We start from the raw sequence: 20,684 nt of genomic DNA, 5'->3' as shown, positions 1-20,684 counted from the left end.
TACCGTAAAACACGTTTTACAGTGCAAAAGCATATGCTTTCATACCATAAAACACGTTTTACAGTGCAAAAGCATATGCTTTCATACCATAAAACACGTTTTACAGTGCAAAAGTATATGCTTTCATACCATAAAACGTGTTTTACAGTACTAAATCGCATGACAAAGTACCATAAAACGTGTTTTATGGATAATGCAATAAGTTTTTTATATATGAATGCAATTTAAATTTACTACGATGAAAAAGGAATATATCATTTACAAACTGTCTGACGCATCCAAAGAGGCTTGCAAAATAGACAACGATTTGTTTCCAAAATACAATGTGAAGCGCGGGCTTCGTAACGAAGACGGTACGGGTGTACTGGTCGGTCTGACAAAAATAGGTAACGTTGTCGGCTACGAACGTCTGCCGGAAGGCGGCTTGAAAGCAATCCCCGGAAAGCTCTTTTATCGCGGATACGACGTGGAAGACATCGCGCATGGTCTGATCAAGGAAAAACGTTTCGGTTTCGAAGAGGTTGCCTACCTGCTCCTGTCCGGAAAGCTTCCCGACAAGGAAGAGTTGGCGGGTTTCAGGGAACTGATCTGCGACAGCATGCCGCTCGAACAGAAAACGAAGATGAACATCCTCGACCTCGAAGGACAGAACATCATGAACATACTGGCACGTAGCGTGCTCGAAATGTACACTTTCGATCCGAACCCCGACGACACGTCGCGCGACAACTTGATGCGCCAGTCGATCGAGCTGATCTCGCGCTTTCCGACCATCATCGCCTATGCCTACAATATTTACCGTCACAGCCAGCAGGGCCGTTCGCTGCATATCCGCCACCCGCATGAGAACCTGTCGATTGCCGAGAACTTCCTCCATATGCTCAAGAAAGACTTTACCGACCTGGAGGCACGTACACTGGACCTGTTGCTTGTCTTGCAGGCAGAACACGGCGGTGGTAACAACTCGACTTTCACTGTCCGCGTGACCAGTTCCACTGGTACGGACACCTATTCATCCATTGCCGCCGGTATCGGCTCGTTGAAAGGCCCGTTGCATGGAGGCGCCAATATTCAGGTAGTCGATATGTTCCACCACTTGAAGGAAAACATCGCCGACTGGAAGAACATCGACGAGATAGATACTTATTTTATGCGGATGCTGAATAAAGATGCGTATAACAAGACCGGCTTGATCTACGGTATCGGCCATGCCGTCTATACGATCTCCGATCCCCGTGCCGTCGTCCTGAAAGAGTTGGCACGCGATCTGGCGAAGGAGAAAGGACGCGAAGAAGAGTTTGCCTTCCTCGAATTGCTCGAAGAACGTGCCATCGAATGTTTCGCCAAGCATAAGGGAACGAAGAAACGTGTCTCCTCAAACGTCGATTTCTATTCCGGCTTCGTTTATGAAATGATTGGGCTGCCACAGGAAATTTACACGCCGTTGTTCGCTATGGCCCGTATTGTCGGCTGGACCGCCCACCGCATCGAAGAACTGAACTTCGAAGGAAAACGCATCATCCGCCCGGCCTACAAGAATGTACTCGAAGAGCAGACTTATACGCCGATTGCCGAAAGGTAAACGCTGTATGTACGACCGTATGTTAAAGTTTCATTTATAGCGTCTGTGTCCTGGCGGGCTTGACCCGCCATCTCATACTAAACTGGTTTACAATGATTAGTATGAGGTTGCGGGTCAAGCCCGCAATGACACGCTAAAGCGTTAGGACTTACTTTTGACACATCCCGCAATGACATGCTAAAGCATTAAAACTTACTTTAGACATATCCCGTCATGGTATTGATGCTATAAAAATTAATCTTTAAGAAGGAACGGCATTACAAGAGATTGATGCCGTTCTTTTTTATGTATTCTTCTATAAACGCCTCCCGGTAACTGTTTCCGATCGCAATTTCGTATTTTCTGATAAAGACATCATTATTGTCGAACGACTCGATATGCGTCGTGTTGACGATATAAGACTTGTTTATCCTCAGAAAGGTGTTATGCGGGAGCAGCTCGTTGATCGACTTCAGATTCATCCGGGTAATGATGCGTTGGTCGACAGTCTGTATCACGACATAATCTTTCAGCCCTTCAACGAAAAGAATGTTCCGGAAGAAGATTTTGAAGAAGCGCCGTTCGGCTTTCACGAACATACAGTCGTCTATCACCGATTCGATACTGCTGCTTGGCGTCTCCACTGTCAGCAGGCGATGATAGACAATGGCCTTTTCCACCGCCTTCCGGAAACGTTCCTGTTCGATCGGTTTGACGAGGTAGTCGATGGCATCCACTTCATAACTATCCAACGCATATTCGACGTAGGCGGTCGTGAAGATCACCAGCGTGTTGCGGTGGATGGTACGGGCAAAATCCAGTCCGTTGATACCCGGCATCTTAATATCCAGAAAGACCAGGTCGACCGGATGTTGTTGCAGGAACAGCCCGGCTGTGGCTGCGTCGCCGAAGCTGCCTGCCGGATGCAGTGCAGGTGTTTCCTGTATCAGTAATTCGATAGCTTTGCGGCCTAACGGTTCATCATCTACTATAATGCAATTCATAATTTTATTTGTAAATCGATTGTATATGTTATCTTGTTTTCTTCTATACGCAGCGTATGGTCCTTCCCATACAGGAGTTGCAGGCGCCGTTTGATATTGGCAAGCCCTAAGCCTCCGTCCCGTTTTTCCTCCTGACTGAAAGTGGGCTTTGAATTGACGCATATAAACTGCAGGCATCCTCTTTCCACCCTAAAAAGGAGATGGACATACGAGAGATTGCAGTTATCATTATTGTGCTTCACCGCGTTCTCCACAAAAGGTATCAGCAGGAGCGGAGGGAGCGAGACTTCTTCGACCGGACCTTCGCGGGTGATAATAAAATTGAAGTTATCCCGTCTCAACTTTTCCAGATTGAGGAAATCGGTTAGGAAATGAATCTCATCTTCCAGCCGGACGGACACTGCGTTGCGGTCGTTCAGCTGATATTTTAGCAGTTCATTCAGCTTGCGAAGCACCTTTGCCGCCTCTTCCGGATTTTCCTGCGTCAGCACATTGGCATTGTTCAACATATTGAAGAGAAAATGCGGGTTGATCTGGTTCTTCAGTTGTTCCAGTTCCGACTGCATCGTGGTTTCTTCCAGCTCCCGTATCTCCTGTTCATAAATGACCCAATGCTGGAAAAGCAGAATGGAAGTCGTACCGGCAATCGTCAACGCCAGCGAAAAGACCGAAGAAAAGAAGTTCAGAATAATAATCGACCAATCCGCTTCCTGTAAATTCTTTTGAAGATCATTGTTCGAAATCAATTGCAGGCATATAACCAACAGGATGGTCATAAAAACTACTGCCGCCATCATCATCAGATAGGAAAAGAACCGGTTCCTGAACAGCAAGCGCGGAACCAATATATACACGTTTGCATAGATCGGTATCAAAAATACCGCCATCAAAAGAGAGCCGACTATGGGATGGTCTCCGAATGGATATTCGTTATAGAAATTTGCAATTGCCATAATAAGGCTCACTGCCAACAGTAAAGAATGGCGGAGGATATGGTATTTACGGCTGATCAGAAGTTCTACGATTGCATTCATCGGCTTAGAGTTAAGTGCATATTAATCCTGTTTTCCGTATCGCCTTGTACTTCTTCTAAGGAGTATGTTTCGTATAACAGTTCTAACCGGCGACGGATATTGTCGAGCTTGGAAACATCATGATGCCGGACGGAACTGGCACAACTGAAGATGAGTTCTCCTTTTTCCACCCGGAAGGCCAGATGGATGTAGTATTCTTTCTCTATCCGTTCGCTCTGATAGATGAAATATTCGACGAACGGGATAAAAAGCAGGGGCGGAACCAACAAATAATTGACCGGTCCTTCTTTTGTGATCGTAAAACGCAGCATCGGGTTCAGCATCTTTTCCAGATTCAGGAAGTTTTCTAAAAAAGAGAGGTCGGCCGAAAGGAATACCTTTTCCCGGCTGCTGTCGTAGAGCTGATAGCGGAGCAGTTTTCCCAACTGGACGAGGATAGCGGATGTTTGTCGTGGGTCTACGACAGCCAATTCCGTTGCCTTGGATAGCATATTCAGCAGAAACTGCGGGCTGACCTGGTTCTTCAACCGTTCTAATTCCGAATGGAGCTTTTCTTTTTTCAACTCGCTTGCCCGTTGCCCGTAGTCGAGCCAGTGGCGAAGCAATGTGATCATCGAAGGACCGATGCAGCAAATCATAAATAGCAGAAAATTCGACACGATTTCCAATGGAAAGAAACGGTTCTTATAGAAATACGAATATTGCCCAAACTCCACTCCGTATGATTTATAGGTACAATAATCGTATAGAAATGCGGTCAGTATCAGGAAAGAAACCACTAAGAAAAGTGCCAGCCCGTATAGTCCGTACTTTTTCTTCAGCATCAACCGGGGGATCAGCACATATATATTCAGGTAGATCGCCGCAAGAAAGAGCATGAGGGAACCGGCGCTTTCAAGCAGGATGGCGCGGCGGAAAAAGACGTTGTCTTCATAAAATGTGAAATGCGCCAGATTGATCGAGATCATCATTACGAAGAAAATCAGGATAAGATGCCTGTATATCCTGTAGCGTGGAGCCATCAGGAAATTCATAAGCATATCGTCCGAGATGTTCTGTCTTGTCTGCATATTTGTTTTATCTTATATCCGATAAAGATGGTTATTTTTCTTAGAACCCGTACTTAATTGCCGCACTAATATAAGGGGAAAGCGAAAAATGCGGATCGAAATCTTTTCCCGTATCCTTGAAGAAGGCCTTTAAGGTACGGTCTGTATAGAACGCTGTCCGGTAAGGGGAGATGCCGAGCGTAACAGGGAGCGTCAGGTTTTTGCCCAATACAAACTCCGGTTGAAGCCCGGCTACGATATATTGTTGGGTGAACATTTGCTTTTTATCGTCTTGCTCCGTAAAGGCAAGCATACCATCCATAGAGGCAATCAGTTTCAGGTTGAACGACTCGTTGAGCCGGACGCCGCACGACATCTCGATCGCATTCACCATGGATATTTCCACCGTATAACGCCCCGTCAGTGTCCAGTTGATATAAAAGCCCGGGAAAACCATCGGATAGCCAAACGTACTGTTCAGCATAATCCCTCCGCCTATATCGAGGTTGGGCTTCAGATGGCAGACAAAGAGAACGCCTCCATTTCCCATCAGATCCTTGAAAGAGAATTTGGAGAACTTACCGGCATCCGTATAAATCCCGATCCCGACGGAAGCGATCAACGACCATTTTTCACTGATCGGGCGCGTATGCATCAGACCGATTTGCGCATCGAGGATGGAAGAGAGGTTTATTTCGGCGGCAAGTCCGTCGTTGTTCATCGTGGTATATGATCCTCCGCACGTAATGCCCCATGCAGAGATCAATTTATCATGCTCGTCTGTTTTCGCAACGATCGGGATATTAAAACCGGCCTGCACGACTTTGGCATCCCCTTTTCCTCCGGTCTTATTGTTGTCTACGTCCCGGAAATTTGTTGCAGACATATACTCTGCTTTCAGAAATGCCTGCGCCATTACCGGTTGGCTGCCTGTCAGGACGGCAAGAATCAAACTTCCTACTAAATATTTCATACTCTTTTTTTATAATGTGTCTGCAAAACTATAAAAGTCGGCAACGCTGTTATTTTAAAGAGATGAAAAGGGGAAATACATAGATGAAATACCTGTTTTAATATACTTTCGCCCGGATTTCTCCGGCATCGACCTTTTCTGTTTGTGTCAGGATGATCTTGCCGGTCTGGTCGGCAAGGAAGACGCGGGGAATGGTGTTATCGGCAAAAAGGGAGTAGACTTTCCGTTCCGGGTCCGTGAAAAATTCCATATCATAGCTGTGTTTCCGGAAATAGGCCGAGACTTGTTCCTCCGTTTCGTCGCGGGCAATCAGGAGGACGCGGACGGACGGGTTGTCTTCGTATTCTTTATATAGGGCGTTTATATTTGGAAAAGCCTGCTGGCAATCCCGACAGATCGTGCTGAAGAAAATGATCAAAGCTGTTTTGTCTTTCAAATCATTTACCGATATCGTTTCATGCCGGTTGGCAATGCTGAACGCGGGTAACGGGTCGCCTTCCTTCAAGGCAAAGCTGCCGGAAGAAGGTACATCTTCCCGGACACAAGCCTGGAAAGATAACAGGCTGATTATGCAGAATAAAAGGTGTTTCATAGCGACAAATATATAGTTTAATCGTTATACTTCATATCTTGTTGCATGGTTATTTGTATATTTCCTGTATATTTGCCTCTCGATTTCTAACAAGAAAAGTAAAATGGCAGAAGTTACACCTGTAGTCCGGTTTATGCTGATTGGTACATTGAATGCACTGATTACGGTCGCTGTAGTCTGGTTGATGATGGATGAATTCGACTGCAATTATATTGCAACGAATATCACCGCCTACATCATTGCCCAGATCAATAACTTCTTCTGGAGCAAATACTGGATCTTTACTTCCCGCGAAGGGAAATTCCGCCGCGAGGTCCCCTTGTTCCTGATCGCTTTTGGTTGTGCCTATTTCGCCCAGTTCCTTGCCCTGCTCGTGATGGTCGAAGTGCTCGACTTGAATGAATACCTGGCACAGTTCCTGGGGCTTTTCGTGTATGGAGCTGTCAATTATCTGATGAACAAGCGGGTGACGTTCTTGCATCGGTAACTATAATATCCGCCACCTCCGCCCGTGCCTCCCGGATCAAATCCGCAGGGGCAAGCTGTATCTGCAAGCCTCGCTGTCCGGCGCTTACATAGATATGGTCGAATTGTTCGGCTGTATGGTGGATGTAAGTCGGGAAATGTTTCTTCATGCCGATGGGAGAGCAGCCGCCGCGAATATAACCGGTGAGCGGGAGCAATTCCTTGACGGGGATCATTTCGCAGCTTTTGTTGCCGGAGACTTTGGCGGCTTTCTTCAAATCGACTTCGTTGGCTCCGGGGATGACACAGACGAAATAACCGTTTTTATCGCCATGCAGGATTAACGTTTTGAAAACCTGTGCTACATTCTCGCCCAACTGAGCGGCAACGTGTGTTGCGCTCAGATCGTTTTCATCTACTTCGTAGGGGACCAGCTGGTAGGCTACTTTGGCCTTATCCAGCAGGCGTGCTACGTTTGTCTTGTTAATTTTCATTGTTTATATTCCTTTCATAGAAAGTTGAACCCGCTTACGGACGAGATCAACGCTTAAAACCTTTACTTTCACATGCTGGTGGATCGAGACGACCTGGGTCGGATCACTGACGAAACGGTCCGCTAACTCGGAGATGTGCACCAACCCGTTTTCCTTTATACCCACATCGACGAAACATCCGAAGTTTGTGATGTTCGTGACGATACCCGGCAAGACTTGTCCCTCTTTCAGGTCTTCGATCGTCTTGACCGTCGGGTCGAAAGAGAATACTTGGATGGCCTGGCGGGGATCGCGTCCCGGTTTGTCAAGCTCTTCCATGATGTCGAGCAGTGTCGGCATACCGACTTTGTCCGTAACGTATTTCTTCAGGTCGAGCTTCTTCTTCAACTCCTTGTTGGAGATCAGTTCGGCAACCGTGCATTTCAGATCTTTTGCCATCTGTTCCACGATCGGATAACTTTCCGGGTGTACAGCCGAATTATCCAGCGGATTCTTACCTTCCTGAATACGGAGGAAACCGGCGCTCTGTTCGAATGCCTTTTCACCCATACGGGGAACTTTCATCAGTTCGCGGCGGGATTGGAAAGGACCGTGCTCGGTACGGTAATCCACGATGTTCTGCGCCAGCGTTGGACCGAGGCCGGAGATATAAGTGAGCAGATGCTTACTGGCCGTATTGACATTGACGCCGACCAGGTTCACGCAGCTTTCGACGGTCTGGTCGAGGCTCTTTTTCAGCGCGCCTTGTTCGACGTCGTGTTGGTATTGGCCTACGCCGATGCTTTTCGGATCGATCTTAACCAATTCGGCAAGCGGATCCATCAGGCGGCGGCCGATACTGACGGCTCCACGAACCGTCACGTCGTATTGCGGAAACTCGTCGCGGGCTATCTTGGACGCCGAATAGATGGAGGCGCCATTTTCGCTGACAACGAACACCTGCACCTTGCGGTCGTAACGGATGTTGGTAATGAACTGTTCCGTCTCGCGGCTTGCCGTCCCGTTGCCGATAGCAATTGCGTCGATGGCATAGGTCGAAACCAGCTGGGCTACTTTTGCTGCAGCCTTACCTTTTTCGTTCTGGGGCGGATGCGGATAGATGGCTTCGTTGTGCAGCAACGCCCCTTGTGCGTCGAGACAGACCAGCTTACAGCCGGTCCGGTAACCGGGATCGACTCCCAACACGCGCTTTTGTCCCAATGGGGGAGCCAGCAACAGTTGGCGCAGGTTCTCGGCAAATACGCGGATCGCTTCTTCGTCGGCTTTCGCCTTGCTGAGATTGGCAAACTCGGTTTCGATGGAAGGCTTCAGAAGACGTTTGAACGAGTCATCGACGGCGGTCGCTACCTGTTCGGAGGCTTCATTCCGTCCCCGTACGAAACGGCGTTTCAGGCGGTCCAGGCAGTTATCCGTATCCGGTGAGATGCCGACACGCAGGATGCCTTCGGCCTCTCCCCGCCGAAGTGCCAGCAGACGGTGCGAACTGGCCCGGTTCAACGGTTCGCTGAAGTCGAAGTAATCACGATATTTGGCGCCTTCTTCCTCTTTTCCTTTGATCACTTTGGAGGTGATGATTGCTGTGTGTGAAAAGGAATTACGTACGGCGTTACGGGCTTCTTCGTTCTCGTTCACCCATTCGGCAATGATATCGCGGGCTCCCTGCAAGGCTTCCTCGGCGTTTTTTACTTCTCCCTTTATGAATGCTTTTACCCGTGCGAGCAGGTTCGGTTCGTTTTGCATCATCACGACCTTGGCAAGCGGTTCGAGACCTTTCTTGCGGGCTATCTCCGCCTTAGTGACGCGCTTGGGTTTATAGGGAAGGTAGATGTCTTCTATTTCCGTACTGTCCCACGAGTCCTCGATACGCTTTTTCAGTTCGGGGGTCAGCTTCCCTTGTTCTTCTATAGAGGAGAGGATCGTCTCTTTTCTCTTTTTCAGCTCGGTCAGCTTATCCAGCTGGTCCTTGATATTCCCGATCTGTACTTCATCCAGTCCTCCGGTTACTTCTTTCCGGTAACGACTGATGAAAGGGATGGTTGCACCTTCGTTCAGCAATCCGATGGTTCGCTCCACCTGTCCGGCGGGGATGTTCAGGATGCGTGAGATGAGTGCATGGAATGATGTGATCATATAGCTTTTAAAATCTTTATGTTTAAGTCGCAAAGATAATAGTTTGGCGTTTATTTAGCTTCCGCTCACGAGTTCTTTCTCGAAATATTTGCAAGTGACGTTTATTTTCAAGACATTTGTCACTCGAATGTTTTTCTTATATCATAAAATTTTGCATGTATGATGTCAGTCTTTCCTGATGAAAAAGTATTAGAACAAGAATATAAGGATTTATCCGGTTTGCTTTCAAATATCGTTAGTTCCGTTCCGATGTATCTCTTTGTGAAGGATACGGGTAATGATTTCCGCTATGTTTATGCCAGTCCGATGATGGAACAGTTATTTGGGCAGTATCACGGAGATATTGTCGGAAAAACTGATTTTGAACTATTTAACGATCCCGTAGTGGCACAGGCTTTCCGGGATAAGGATCTGGATGTGTTGAAAAGCCGGAAAACACAGCGGTTTGTTGAGCAAATGATAGACAGGGAAGGTGTCCTTCGCTCGATCGATACGATGAAGATGTTGGTTCCCCGTGAAGGAAAAGACCCTTATTTGTTGGGAATGTCCTGGGATATCACCCGTCAGCAACAGATCGAAGAGGAGCAGCAGGAAAACAACAAGCGTCTGGCCCTTTCCTGTCAGGCCGGGAAGATATATCCCTGGATTTGGGATGTGATCAATGAGACAGCCGAGCTCTCTTTTGCCAAAGACGGAGAGATTATTCATACGTTTATTACCCACGAAAGCTTTACTGAAAAGATACATCCGGATGAGCAACAAATGTACCGGGATGTGGTGAATGCTTTTGCACGGGGAGAAACCGATTCGCTCCGCCTGAGTTTCCGTTGCCATTATTTCTCTGACGAATATGTGTGGCTGGAAAAGATAGGGGAAGTCTATGAATATGACAAGGACGGCAAGCCATCCAAAGCAATTGGTATTCTGCGCGATATTACGGTGGACAAGCAACATGAGGAAGATGTCCGGGCCAAACATCTGGCAGAGGAAAGCGACCGGATGAAATCGGCCTTTATCGCGAATATGAGCCATGAAATCCGTACGCCGTTGAATGCGATCGTAGGTTTCTCTACTCTGCTGGCACAGGCCGATACGGAAGAAGAGAAGCAGGAGTATCTGCAGATTATCCAGTCGAGCAACGAGTTTCTGTTGCAGCTGATCGGAGATATTCTGGACATCTCCAAGATCGAATCCGGCAAGTTGGAGTTCGTGTACACTACTTTCCGTCTGAATGAGATATTCCAACCGCAGGAGCGGGCCTTTTCCCTTCGGGCCGAAACGGGTGTGAAGGTCTGTTTCGAGACCGATGGCAATGATTATTATATCGAATCGGAAAAGACGCGGTTAACGCAGGTGATTACCAATTTCCTGTCTAATGCGATAAAGTTTACCTCTTCCGGTTCCATCCGTTTCGGATATAGAATTACGGAAACGGGAATTTATGCGTATGTCACAGATACGGGAACCGGTATCGCGAAAGAACATCTGTCGTCTGTCTTTGACCGCTTTGTCAAATTGGATATGTTTAAACAGGGAACAGGGCTCGGGCTTTCCATCTGCAAAACCATTATTTCGATGCTAAAAGGGGAAATAGGCGTCGAGTCGGAAGTAGGAAAAGGGTCTACCTTCTGGTTTGCGATTCCCTGCACGCCGATAAAAGTTTCCTAATCCGGCTGGTTCAGCCGGATGATCCGGTCAGCCAATAATCGCAATTCTTCCGGATTATGGGAGGAGAAAAGAACCGTTTGACCGCTTATGGCCTGCCGCTGGCGAATACGTCCGATAATCCGGCTGCACAAGGCTTCGTCCAATCCTTTGAACGGTTCGTCCATCAGCAGGAGCGGGGAAGGATAGGCGAGGGCGCGGGCGATTGCAACCCGTTGTTGCTGCCCGAAACTCAATTCATACGGAAAACGGTTTTCCAGCCCCTCTAATTCCATCTCCTTTAGTAAGGAAACAGCTTGTTGCAAAGCGGCCTCTTTCTTTAAATGAGCCGCTAAAGGGAAAGCGATGTTTTCTGTTATTGTCAGTTGGTCAAGCAGTTCCGGTTCTTGGAATACGCAGGCTATTCCTCCTTTACAGGCCTTTTCGATCTCTCCTTGTGTCGGTTGCAAAATGTTGCCGGCAAGGTTGAGCAATGTTGTCTTGCCGGTTCCGGAAGGTGCTGTGATTCCGTAGATAACACCTTTCTCAAAGGTATAGCTGAAATGGGACAACACAGTCTGTGTGTCGTATTGGAATGAAACATTGTCCATCCGGATTTCGCAATAACCCTTTGGTGCCAGCAATTCGGAGGTATGTTTGTTATAATATATAGGAAATTGCTGTTTCCCCAACCAACTGATCCCTTTATCAAAAAGATAACTGATCAGTATCGCTACAATCGTCCACGCCATCAGTTCGGGAACTGCAATGAAGACTTGTGCCTGTTTCATCTCCCCTCCGATACCCGGATTACACTGCGCCAATACTTCTCCCATGATAATGGCACGCCAGCCGAAGCCGGATGCAGAAGCGAGGCCGCTATACAGGAATGGTTTCAATTGTGGATAGATGACTTGCGTCAACTTGTTCCACCGTCCGATCCGGAATTGGCGGGCCATGATTGAAAGTTCTTTCCGCTGGTTGCGGATTCCTTTTGTCAGGTTTTCCGTAAGGAGCGGAAACATGGTCAGGAAAGCAATCATCAGGGGAATGCTTTCCTGACGGAGGAAAATCAATGCCAGAAGGATAAAGGAGATAACCGGAACGGACCGCATAATTGCCAGCAAGGGACGGAACAACTCGTATATCCATTCCCGCTTATTGAACAGGAAAGCGATTCCCGTAGCAGCGATCAAAGAGATTAGCATGCCTGTAATGCCCCGTAGCAGAGTGGCTGCAACAGACTGATAGAACGATCCGGATGTGAAAAGCGTAACGAGTGTCTCCAACAGGCGGGGCACGGACGGCACCAGGTCCGGCAAGCCGACAAGCATTGCCAGCAGTTGCCAGGCGAGCAATAAAAGGCCGATCGATATGAGTGTAAAGACGCTTTTCTTCATGATCCGGCTATTTATAGAAGCCTTCGTCCGGGAGTTTCCCGCCGAGGGCTTTCGGTTCATATTCTTCTATCAATTGTAAGAAACGGACTATGTTTTCTTTTGCTTCGGAGGCAGGCTTATAATCGATCTTACACCGTTCAACGCTTTCGGGAGTCAGCATTCCCGGTGCAAAGACACCTTCCGTTTCCAGTATGCAGATCGCCTGTTCCGGATGCCCGGTTGCAAAACGGCAGGAAGATCGGAGCAGGCTGTCCATTTCAGCCTGTTTTTCTTTTAGGGCAGGTGCATAGAGTACCGCTGTCTGGGCGAATCCGGAAAAGGCGGAATCCGGCCTGTTAAGGTCTGCCAGGATTTGCAGCGTGCTGTCCTTACGCAAAGCCATACTCAGGAATGGCTCCCCCAAGACGGCGTTGTCCACCTTTCCGGCCAGCAGTCCTTGCATCACTTCGCGTGCAGTCGTGAATGTGTAGTTTCGGGAATAATCGAGTTTATGCCTGTCGAGATAATAACGTGTGAGGATATCCGGCGTAGTTCCTGCACCGAATATATGCAAAACGGGCTTACCCCCTTCGGAAGTTTCTTTGGTGGGTTTGCCGACCAAGTAGAGAGTGCCCCATATCGGACATCCGGCCAAATGGTATTGTACACCTTTATTATACAGGTTGGCGGCGCTGATCATAGGCAGTACGGCGATATCGGCTTCTCCCTTAATCATTTCAGCCTGCATCAAGTCAGGAGAATCGACCAGCCGTACAAGAACCGGCTTGCCGTCAATTTCCGGCGCATTACCCATCCATTCGGCAAAAGCAATGGCAGACGGGCCGCGAAGGACGGAGACGCGTATCGCTTCGGCTTCTTTCTTCGGACTGTTGCAACAGCATAAAATAAATAGCAAACAAAGGCATCTGAGAAATGTCATCGCTTCAAAATTTACGCAAACTTAAACAAAAACGCTGGATTTGCAGGAAGGAATGTATATAAAAAATTAAAGGCTGTCTCACGACAACCCCTAACCAACTTTGTTAACCTTAAATCTAATACTATTATGAAAAAACCACAGTGCAAATATACGGGTATTCCTGTAGCTGTCAATAGATAATGTATTAAATTTTGTTCTTTCGCTTTTAATAAAAGCTAATATCTTTAAACTGCTTGTTTTTTATACGTCATCAGGCTTACCAAAACCATTGCAAGAACTGATAACGGCAATGCAAACAGGATCGGATCGATAGCAAACCAGGGATAAACATCGATCAAGACATCCCGGCCACATAACATTTTGCAGAGGCCGACTGCACCTGCTTCCGCTTTATGAAGGAACAACATCGCAAAAAGACTTGCCAACGCCCCTGTCCATAAACTGGCAAGCGCTCCTTCCTTGGTCGCTTTCTTCCAGAAAAGGGAACAGAAGTAGGCGGGAAGGAAAGTAACGGCACAAACCCCCATGAACAGGGCTGTTCCGCGTGCGATAATACCTGCACTCAGCGTATAACAGATAATGTAACTGACCAAAATGGCACAAAGCACGCCGATACGTACGCCCATTGTCGAGTTCGTGTTGCTCTTCTTATGTCCCAACCCGGGGAAAATATCGGCGCCGAAAGAGGCTCCCATTGTATGGAACTGCGCACTGAGCGTGGACATACTTGCCGACAGGATACACAACATAAACACGGCGCTGAACCATTCCGGCATCGCCCGGCCGATAAACAGCGGGATAATTTTGTCCATATCCTTGATCGCTTCGGAAGCAACCACGCCTTCCGTTTTCAGGAAAAACAGGTTCGACAGGGCACCGACATGATAAATGGCTCCAACTGTTACAATCAGGAAGACACAGCCGATCAAGACGCCCCGGTTCAACTGCTTGGTGCTTTCCACCATCATAAAGCGTACCACCAACTGGGGTTGCGCCAGGCAACCGATACCGACACCCAAAATGAGAGAAGTCACCAGCGTGTACCACTGTGGAGATCCGGTTACCGGCATTGCCGTCCATCCCTGATGCCCCAATTCTTTAAAGCGTTCCGGAACCAGCGGAGCTATCTCCGTCAGCTTATGGTTGGCTTCGATGAAACCCATATCCATCACCCGGTAGAACCAGAAAAGGAGGAACAGCATACAGGCAAACATGATGACCGCCTGCAGGGCATCCGTGTACAGCACACCTTTGATACCTCCCGTGATCACATAGGCGGCAACAATAAGAGTGAAGATCAGCAAGGCCAGATGCAGGTCTATATGGAACATCTGTTCGATAAACACGGCACCTCCCTTCATCACGACTGCTGCATAGAGCGGCATACCGATAAAGATGACGGCTGCGATAAAAACCTGTATGGAGCGCGACTTATAATGAGCTCCCAATAGTTGCGGGAAAGTACGGGCATTATACTTCTCGCCTAATTTGCGGGTGTTACGCCCGAAGACGATAAAAGCGATGACAACGCCCATAAACATATTCAACAAACACAGCCATTGGATTCCCATACCGAATGTGGCGGCAACACCCCCGAAGCCGACAATGGCGGATGCGGAGATAAATGTCGCCCCATAGGAAAGGGCCATAATGATGGGGTTTACTTTCCGTCCCCCCAGCAAATAGTCGCTGGCATTTTTCGTCTGTTTATATCCGATGTATCCCAGCCATGCCAGGATAAACATATAGATGATTACTACGATACCTAAAGTCAGTGTATTCATTTTTCCGGCTCTTGTGAGTTAGTACTGTCTTCGTCGCCTTTATTCCAATGGGTTACGCCAAACCAAATGGAATAGAACAGGCATATCAAGGCTAACAGATAGGCAAGCCAGATGCCAGGGTCGCTAATTCCGAACATGTAGAGTTGTTTTATAGTTTAATCAAATCGCTTTCGCAAATATATTCCAGATTCTGGCGGCGGATCACTTCGCGGGCTGCTTCCCGGTTGTTTGTGCGCAGGATCAGGATCGATTTCTCTTTGACGGAGAAACAATACATGTATTCAATGCTCAATCCGGCTTTTGTGAAGCAGGACAATGTCTGTGCAAAGCTGCCTGCACAGGAATCGGTGACGATTGCCAGTACGTCGGTCAGGTTTGCACTGACGTTATTACTTTTCAGGATTTTGTACGCTTCTTGCGGGTCGCTGACGATAATGCGCAGGATACCGTATTCGGATGTGTCGGCAACGGTAGCAGCAATAATCCGTATCTTTTCTTCGGCCAGCATTGCGAGGATTTCACTGAGCTTGCCATATTTATTTTCCAGGAAAATAGAAATCTGATTGACTGTCATTTTGAATTATGAATTATGAGTTATGAATTTTGAATCTTTAGCAAAGTTTGCGTAAGTCTTTTACACGGACTGCCTTTCCTTCCTGTACCGGCAGGGAGCCTTTGGCCACAAGTTTCAGGTGGGGAGTCAGCAGCAACTCGTCTTTCAACTGACGGGTAACGTCTTTTGCCAAACGTTGCAGCACGCTGTAATCGTCGGTAAAGAGATCGCTCAATTCTACTTCGATCAGCATTTCGTCGTTGTTTCCTACCGTTTCGATCGTGATCAGGTAGTTGCTGCCCAGTTCCTTGAACTGCATCAATATTTTTTCTATCTGGATCGGGAAGAGGTTGACACCTTTCAGGATGATCATGTCGTCGCTGCGGCCTTTGAAACGTGCTAACCGTCTGTGTGTACGTCCGCAAGGACAGTCTCCCGGCAAGAAGCAGGTGAGGTCGCGTGTACGGTAGCGGAACAAGGGCATGGCTTCCCGGTTGATAGTGGTCAGGACCATTTCTCCGACTTCGCCTTCTTTTACCGGCTGCAAAGTGACCGGATCGACAATCTCCACGATTACGTTGTCTTCCCAGATATGAAGCCCGTTTTGTTCCGTACATTCGAATGCGACACCCGGACCGTTCATTTCCGACATTCCGAAACAGTTATATGCTTTTACGCCTAACAGCTGTTCGATGCGGCGGCGTTGCTCTTCCGAGTGAGGTTCGGCACCGATACAAACGGTATGCAACTTGGTATCACGGCGGGGATCGAGACCTATTTCATACATCACTTCCGCCAGACGGGTCGCATAGCTGGGGATGATATGGAGGCAGGTCGTTCCGAAATCCGTAATAAACTTAATCTGCCGTTTGGTATTCCCGGCTGCGGCAGGCACTGTCAGGCAACCTAATTTTTCAGCTCCGTACTGGAATCCCAAGCCGCCGGTAAACATACCGTAGCCGGATGTGTTCTGGAAAACATCGGTGTCGCGTATGCCGACCATATACATACAGCGTGCAACCTGATTTGCCCATTGATCGAGGTCTTTTGCCGAGTGCAACACGACAGTCGGGTTACCGGTCGTTCCGCTGGACGAGTGGATACGTACGCAGTCTTTAATAGGTATGGCAGCCATTCCATAGGGGTAATTGTTGCGGAGATCGTCTTTCGTCGTAAAAGGGATCTTTTGCAAATCATCCAAGGATTGAATACTATCGGCTGTTATGCCGTTTTCTTTGAATACTTTACTGTAGAAAGGAGAATTTCCGGCTAATTCTATTGTCTTTTTTAATCGCTCCAACTGTAGCTTTTCCAGATCTTTGCGACTCATGGTTTCAATATCTTTCTGCCAATATTCCATCGTTTTTCGTATTATTATGTGTTTAATTCATGAAATTAGACTGCAAATGTATCTTTTATTTTGGATAGATTGTATATTTCTGGTCGAAAATATGGAAGAGGAAATTTTTTTAGGATTGTTAGCTGAAATATTTTTAGTACATTTGTCAAGTTAGGTAATGTAAGAGTTGTGACCCTTAAATAATTTCACAAATGAGTAAATATAGCGATTTCTCGAAAGAAGAACTGATCCATCGCATTGAAGTGCTGGAAGCCGGGATGACGTTTTACGAAAATCAACAAAAGTCTGAAATACAAGATGAAAACCTTCTTAATCAAAGAAAGTTGAATTTTTTGAATATTCTTATGAATACGATCTTGTCCAATATTTTTGTGGCAATATCGGTAAAGGATATTTTTGCCGGTTTCAAATATATCTACTTTAATCAGGCGGCGGAACAATTCACTGGAGTTAAAGCTGATGATATAATCGGAAAGACCGATTTTGAATTGTTTCCTGATTCCCGCCGGGCGCATGAAATGCGTACGGAAGACTATTCGACCATCAAAAACGGGCGACTGGAAAAATATATGGTGGAATATGAAAAACCGGATGGCGGAATCCGTATCGTGAATAATATCCGTTTGCTGATTACCAATCCGGACCCGGAGGCTTCTCCGTTGATTTTAACGATGATGTGGGATATTACCGAACAACGGGAGAATGAGCTGAACTTGATCAAAGCGCAAGAAGCAGATAAAATGAAAAACGCTTTTATTGCGAATATGAGCCATGAAATCCGGACTCCGTTGAATGCAATCGTCGGATTCTCCCATCTGATTACGGAGACGGACAATGCCAGCGAGGCACAGGAATACCTGTCCATTATCAGTAACAGCAGTGAACAGTTGTTGCAGCTGATCAACGATATGCTCGATTTTGCGAAAATAGAATCGGGTACGCTTAATTACAACAAATCGTGGGTGGATTTGAAAGATGTTTGCCATAATATATATGTAAGCCAATCTCTGAAAATGACATCGGATGTTGCTTTGTTGTTCAATGAAAGCCTTTTGCCTTCTATCCGGGTATTTACAGATGCACAACGGATAGAACAAGTGCTAAACAATCTGATGTCCAATGCGATCAAATGCACGACTTACGGTTTCATTTCCTTGTCTTACAAAGTCGAAAAAGAGTGTGTCCGCTTATCCGTTACCGATACCGGTGTCGGGATTGACTCCGATAAGCTGTCAACGGTATTTGAACGTTTTGTCAAACTGGACAGCTTCCGCCAGGGGACAGGTTTGGGACTGTCGATCTGCAAAATGATCGTGGAGAAATTAGGTGGCGAAATCGGCGTTGAGTCTGAACCGGGTAAAGGTTCCACTTTCTGGTTCACACTTCCTATAGACAACGAAGAGGAAAAACTCGACACCGAAGGAAATGAGGATATCGTTTTTGCAAAAGACGCTGTACTTGATGCGCTGCCGGGGCAATATACGATATTGATAGCAGAAGATGTGCTGGAAAACTATTTATTATTGCAGGCGATTCTCAAAGGGAAATACCGGCTATTGCATGCCGTAGACGGAAAGCAGGCCGTGGAAATGTTCCGCAAATATAATCCGGATATAATCCTGATGGATATTAAAATGCCGGTGATGGATGGCTATGCCGCAACAAAAGAGATCCGGGCATTATCGGCAAGCGTACCGATCCTTGCTTTGACGGCTTTTGCGTTTAAACAGGAAAAAGAGCAGGCAATGGAATATGATTTTACCGATTATCTGACCAAACCGGTAGATATTCCGATGCTGAAACATAAGATTAAGTATTATTTAAATAAGATAGAGGTATGAAAAATGTATTTTTATTCCTGGCTACAGGATTTGAAGAGATTGAAGCTTTAGGTACGACGGATATCTTACGTCGGGGCGGTGTCCGGGTTTCTACGGTATCGATTATGGGAGAACTGAAGGTTATGGGCGCCCATAATATACCGGTAGTGGCCGACTACTTGTTTGAAGATGCGGACTTTAGTGCGGCGGATGCGTTGGTATTACCGGGTGGGATACCCGGCAGTAATCATTTGAATACCTGTACGCGGTTGAAAGAACTGGTCATGCAGAAATATGAGGAAGGAAAGCTTTTGGCTGCTATCTGTGCCGGGCCGATGGTATTAGGCGGATTAGGATTGCTGAAAGGACGTAAAGCGACCTGTTTCCCTTATTTCGAACCGACTATGGTCGGAGCTATACCGACAGAGAACGGGGTGGAACAAGACGAAAATATCATAACCTGTAAAGGGCCCGGTTTTGTGTTCGATTTTGGCTTGACAATCCTGAAAAACCTTAAGGACGAGGAGATCGCGGAAGAAGTCGCAGCCGCTTTGCTTGTGGCTAATCCGGAGTCGTCGAAGGCCGAATCGTGAATTTCCGGGGATAGTTGAACGCGATTGCCAATAACGCGCCGGCCCCCAATAAATAAGGATAATAGAGATATTGCATTATCTCGATAGGAGAGACGTGTCCTAAGCCTGCTGCCATCAGTAACTGTGCTCCGTACGGAATAATACCTTGTACAAAGCAGGAGAAAATGTCCAGTAGGCTTGCGCTGCGTCTCGGATCTATTTTGAAACGGTCTGCGATGTCTTTGGCTATCGGGCCTGCCATAATCAAAGCGATGGTATTGTTTGCAGTGCAAAGATTGGCGAAACTGATTAAAGCGGCAATACTTACTTCTGCACCTTTTGAGGAACGGATATGGGAAGTCAGCTTTAAAATAATCCAATCGATCCCACCATTATACCGTATCATTTCCAGCATTCCTCCGGCCAGCAAAGTGACGATAATCAGTTCACCCATATTGGTAATACCAAGCCCCATCGAAGCATTCCATCCCCAAATATCAAAACCTCCGGTAATCAGTCCGACAACGCCGGAAAGGATAATTCCGATTATCAGAACCATCATTACATTTACACCGCAAATTGCTGTTACCAAAACCACCAGATAGGGCAGAACCTTGATCCACTCAATAGGTCCCGTTTCGTATGTACTGTCTATCCCGCTACCGATCAATACATATATAATACCTGTCAGGATTGCGATAGGAAGAGCGATACGGATATTTACCTTAAACTTATCGTTCATGTTGCAGCCCTGTGTCCGGGTTGCAACAATAGTCGTATCTGAGATGAAGGATAAGTTGTCACCAAACATAGCCCCGCTCACGACTACACCCAGCATGAGCGCATCGGGCATTCCGGTTTTATCCGCAATCCCGACAGCGACGGGGGCCAAAGCGACAATTGTTCCGACTGAAGTCCCGACTGAAATCGAAATAAAACAAGCTGCTAAAAAGATGCCTGCTGCCAATAAATTGCCGGGCAGAATAGACATAGCCAAGTTTACGGTGGCATCGACAGCCCCCATCGCCTTTGCCGTTTGCGCGAAGGCTCCGGCAAGGATGAAGATCAGCACCATCAGCATGATGTTACTGTTAGCGGCTCCCCGGCAAAATTGTTCGATCCGGTTACTTAGTTTTCCCCCTTTGGAAATAGCTATGGCAACAACCGAAGCAACCACAAACGCCACTGTAATGGGCATCTTGTAGAAATCTCCGGCAATAATGGAAACAACCAGGTAGGACAACAGGAAAACGGCCAGTGGCGTCAATGCCCACGGGTTTGGGGCGTGATGGAGTCGGGAACTATTTTGATCTGTCATTGCAACCGTAAT

The 20,684-nt window shown here is 47.1% G+C and carries 19 protein-coding genes; 5 read left to right on the top strand and 14 right to left on the bottom strand.

What is annotated here, in order from left to right:
* Positions 1–238 precede the first annotated feature (238 nt).
* Positions 239–1,582 carry a citrate/2-methylcitrate synthase gene (locus tag DWW90_RS17205; RefSeq protein ID WP_115498970.1) on the top strand — a complete coding sequence of 448 codons (1,344 nt, stop codon included), beginning with the start codon at positions 239–241 and terminating at the stop codon, positions 1,580–1,582.
* 257 nt (positions 1,583–1,839) lie between these two features.
* Here the strand turns inward: DWW90_RS17205 and DWW90_RS17200 are convergent, their stop codons facing one another.
* From DWW90_RS17200 to DWW90_RS17180, 5 genes are all read right to left on the bottom strand, one after another.
* Positions 1,840–2,565, bottom strand: coding sequence for a LytTR family DNA-binding domain-containing protein (locus DWW90_RS17200; protein ID WP_122345856.1), 726 nt, complete (start codon positions 2,563–2,565; stop codon positions 1,840–1,842).
* The gene (locus DWW90_RS17195; protein WP_233547794.1) at positions 2,562–3,599 is read right to left on the bottom strand and encodes a sensor histidine kinase; all 1,038 of its coding nucleotides are present in this window, start codon (positions 3,597–3,599) and stop codon (positions 2,562–2,564) included. The genes DWW90_RS17200 and DWW90_RS17195 overlap by 4 nt, the downstream gene beginning before the upstream one ends.
* Positions 3,596–4,669, bottom strand: a complete 1,074-nt coding sequence (locus DWW90_RS17190; protein ID WP_122345855.1) for a sensor histidine kinase — start codon at positions 4,667–4,669, stop codon at positions 3,596–3,598. Before DWW90_RS17190 ends, DWW90_RS17195 begins: the two co-directional genes overlap by 4 nt.
* Positions 4,670–4,709: 40 nt before the next feature.
* Entirely contained in the window at positions 4,710–5,621 is a 912-nt protein-coding gene (locus tag DWW90_RS17185; protein WP_122345854.1) for a DUF6268 family outer membrane beta-barrel protein, read from the bottom strand.
* 97 nt (positions 5,622–5,718) lie between these two features.
* Entirely contained in the window at positions 5,719–6,213 is a 495-nt protein-coding gene (locus DWW90_RS17180; RefSeq protein ID WP_122345853.1) for a TlpA disulfide reductase family protein, read from the bottom strand.
* A 103-nt stretch (positions 6,214–6,316) separates the two neighbouring features.
* Between DWW90_RS17180 and DWW90_RS17175 the strand changes: the two genes are divergently transcribed.
* Positions 6,317–6,700, top strand: a complete 384-nt coding sequence (locus DWW90_RS17175; RefSeq protein WP_122331176.1) for a GtrA family protein — start codon at positions 6,317–6,319, stop codon at positions 6,698–6,700.
* On the opposite strand, the gene ybaK is transcribed toward DWW90_RS17175, so the two are convergent.
* Together ybaK and DWW90_RS17165 are read right to left on the bottom strand one after the other, a co-directional pair.
* On the bottom strand, positions 6,657–7,172 hold the full coding sequence (gene ybaK, locus DWW90_RS17170; protein ID WP_122345852.1) for a Cys-tRNA(Pro) deacylase: 516 nt from the start codon (positions 7,170–7,172) through the stop codon (positions 6,657–6,659). The two genes, DWW90_RS17175 and ybaK, sit on opposite strands and share 44 nt — an antisense overlap.
* Before the next feature lie 3 nt (positions 7,173–7,175).
* The gene (locus DWW90_RS17165) at positions 7,176–9,302 is read right to left on the bottom strand and encodes a Tex family protein (protein ID WP_115498977.1); all 2,127 of its coding nucleotides are present in this window, start codon (positions 9,300–9,302) and stop codon (positions 7,176–7,178) included.
* A 159-nt stretch (positions 9,303–9,461) separates the two neighbouring features.
* Between DWW90_RS17165 and DWW90_RS17160 the strand changes: the two genes are divergently transcribed.
* Positions 9,462–10,970 (top strand): ATP-binding protein, encoded by a 1,509-nt coding sequence (locus tag DWW90_RS17160; RefSeq protein WP_122345851.1) that lies wholly within the window; start codon positions 9,462–9,464, stop codon positions 10,968–10,970.
* On the opposite strand, the gene DWW90_RS17155 is transcribed toward DWW90_RS17160, so the two are convergent.
* From DWW90_RS17155 to DWW90_RS17135, 6 genes are all read right to left on the bottom strand, one after another.
* Positions 10,967–12,346: an ATP-binding cassette domain-containing protein gene (locus DWW90_RS17155; RefSeq protein ID WP_122345850.1), complete on the bottom strand. Its 1,380-nt coding sequence runs from the start codon at positions 12,344–12,346 to the stop codon at positions 10,967–10,969. The genes DWW90_RS17160 and DWW90_RS17155 overlap by 4 nt on opposite strands.
* A gap of 7 nt (positions 12,347–12,353) precedes the next feature.
* The gene (locus DWW90_RS17150) at positions 12,354–13,265 is read right to left on the bottom strand and encodes an ABC transporter substrate-binding protein (protein WP_122345849.1); all 912 of its coding nucleotides are present in this window, start codon (positions 13,263–13,265) and stop codon (positions 12,354–12,356) included.
* Positions 13,266–13,489: 224 nt separating this feature from the next.
* Positions 13,490–15,049 (bottom strand): sodium:solute symporter, encoded by a 1,560-nt coding sequence (locus tag DWW90_RS17145; protein ID WP_115498987.1) that lies wholly within the window; start codon positions 15,047–15,049, stop codon positions 13,490–13,492.
* Positions 15,046–15,186: a symporter small accessory protein gene (locus DWW90_RS20675; RefSeq protein WP_167451648.1), complete on the bottom strand. Its 141-nt coding sequence runs from the start codon at positions 15,184–15,186 to the stop codon at positions 15,046–15,048. The genes DWW90_RS17145 and DWW90_RS20675 overlap by 4 nt, the downstream gene beginning before the upstream one ends.
* 11 nt (positions 15,187–15,197) lie before the next feature.
* On the bottom strand, positions 15,198–15,623 hold the full coding sequence (locus DWW90_RS17140; protein ID WP_115498988.1) for an acetolactate synthase: 426 nt from the start codon (positions 15,621–15,623) through the stop codon (positions 15,198–15,200).
* Between the two features lie 37 nt (positions 15,624–15,660).
* A complete protein-coding gene (locus DWW90_RS17135) occupies positions 15,661–16,962 on the bottom strand; it encodes a phenylacetate--CoA ligase family protein (protein WP_115498989.1) in 1,302 nt (433 codons plus the stop codon).
* Between the two features lie 191 nt (positions 16,963–17,153).
* Between DWW90_RS17135 and DWW90_RS17130 the strand changes: the two genes are divergently transcribed.
* Both DWW90_RS17130 and DWW90_RS17125 read left to right on the top strand, forming a co-directional pair.
* Positions 17,154–18,803: an ATP-binding protein gene (locus DWW90_RS17130; RefSeq protein ID WP_122345848.1), complete on the top strand. Its 1,650-nt coding sequence runs from the start codon at positions 17,154–17,156 to the stop codon at positions 18,801–18,803.
* The gene (locus tag DWW90_RS17125; RefSeq protein ID WP_122345847.1) at positions 18,800–19,375 is read left to right on the top strand and encodes a DJ-1 family glyoxalase III; all 576 of its coding nucleotides are present in this window, start codon (positions 18,800–18,802) and stop codon (positions 19,373–19,375) included. Before DWW90_RS17130 ends, DWW90_RS17125 begins: the two co-directional genes overlap by 4 nt.
* Here DWW90_RS17125 and DWW90_RS17120 read toward each other — a convergent pair.
* Complete coding sequence (locus DWW90_RS17120; RefSeq protein ID WP_353890084.1) at positions 19,344–20,684, bottom strand: Na+/H+ antiporter NhaC family protein; 1,341 nt, start codon at positions 20,682–20,684, stop codon at positions 19,344–19,346. The genes DWW90_RS17125 and DWW90_RS17120 overlap by 32 nt on opposite strands.

This window comes from Parabacteroides sp. AF17-28 (assembly GCF_003479205.1).
Lineage (GTDB): Bacteria > Bacteroidota > Bacteroidia > Bacteroidales > Tannerellaceae > Parabacteroides > Parabacteroides acidifaciens.
Note: the sequence above shows the minus strand (reverse complement) of the source record. Positions and strands in the feature narration are given on the sequence as shown.

Coding starts and splice junctions, on each gene's coding strand:
- DWW90_RS17200 (WP_122345856.1), bottom strand. CDS start 2,565: ATGAATTGCATTATAGTAGATGATGAACCGTTAGGCCGCAAAGCTATC.
- DWW90_RS17180 (WP_122345853.1), bottom strand. CDS start 6,213: ATGAAACACCTTTTATTCTGCATAATCAGCCTGTTATCTTTCCAGGCT.
- DWW90_RS17125 (WP_122345847.1), top strand. CDS start 18,800: ATGAAAAATGTATTTTTATTCCTGGCTACAGGATTTGAAGAGATTGAA.
- DWW90_RS17175 (WP_122331176.1), top strand. CDS start 6,317: ATGGCAGAAGTTACACCTGTAGTCCGGTTTATGCTGATTGGTACATTG.
- DWW90_RS17150 (WP_122345849.1), bottom strand. CDS start 13,265: ATGACATTTCTCAGATGCCTTTGTTTGCTATTTATTTTATGCTGTTGC.
- DWW90_RS17160 (WP_122345851.1), top strand. CDS start 9,462: ATGATGTCAGTCTTTCCTGATGAAAAAGTATTAGAACAAGAATATAAG.
- DWW90_RS17190 (WP_122345855.1), bottom strand. CDS start 4,669: ATGCAGACAAGACAGAACATCTCGGACGATATGCTTATGAATTTCCTG.
- ybaK (WP_122345852.1), bottom strand. CDS start 7,172: ATGAAAATTAACAAGACAAACGTAGCACGCCTGCTGGATAAGGCCAAA.
- DWW90_RS17135 (WP_115498989.1), bottom strand. CDS start 16,962: ATGGAATATTGGCAGAAAGATATTGAAACCATGAGTCGCAAAGATCTG.
- DWW90_RS17130 (WP_122345848.1), top strand. CDS start 17,154: ATGAGTAAATATAGCGATTTCTCGAAAGAAGAACTGATCCATCGCATT.
- DWW90_RS17165 (WP_115498977.1), bottom strand. CDS start 9,302: ATGATCACATCATTCCATGCACTCATCTCACGCATCCTGAACATCCCC.
- DWW90_RS17145 (WP_115498987.1), bottom strand. CDS start 15,049: ATGAATACACTGACTTTAGGTATCGTAGTAATCATCTATATGTTTATC.
- DWW90_RS17205 (WP_115498970.1), top strand. CDS start 239: ATGAAAAAGGAATATATCATTTACAAACTGTCTGACGCATCCAAAGAG.
- DWW90_RS17155 (WP_122345850.1), bottom strand. CDS start 12,346: ATGAAGAAAAGCGTCTTTACACTCATATCGATCGGCCTTTTATTGCTC.
- DWW90_RS17195 (WP_233547794.1), bottom strand. CDS start 3,599: ATGAATGCAATCGTAGAACTTCTGATCAGCCGTAAATACCATATCCTC.
- DWW90_RS17140 (WP_115498988.1), bottom strand. CDS start 15,623: ATGACAGTCAATCAGATTTCTATTTTCCTGGAAAATAAATATGGCAAG.
- DWW90_RS20675 (WP_167451648.1), bottom strand. CDS start 15,186: ATGTTCGGAATTAGCGACCCTGGCATCTGGCTTGCCTATCTGTTAGCC.
- DWW90_RS17185 (WP_122345854.1), bottom strand. CDS start 5,621: ATGAAATATTTAGTAGGAAGTTTGATTCTTGCCGTCCTGACAGGCAGC.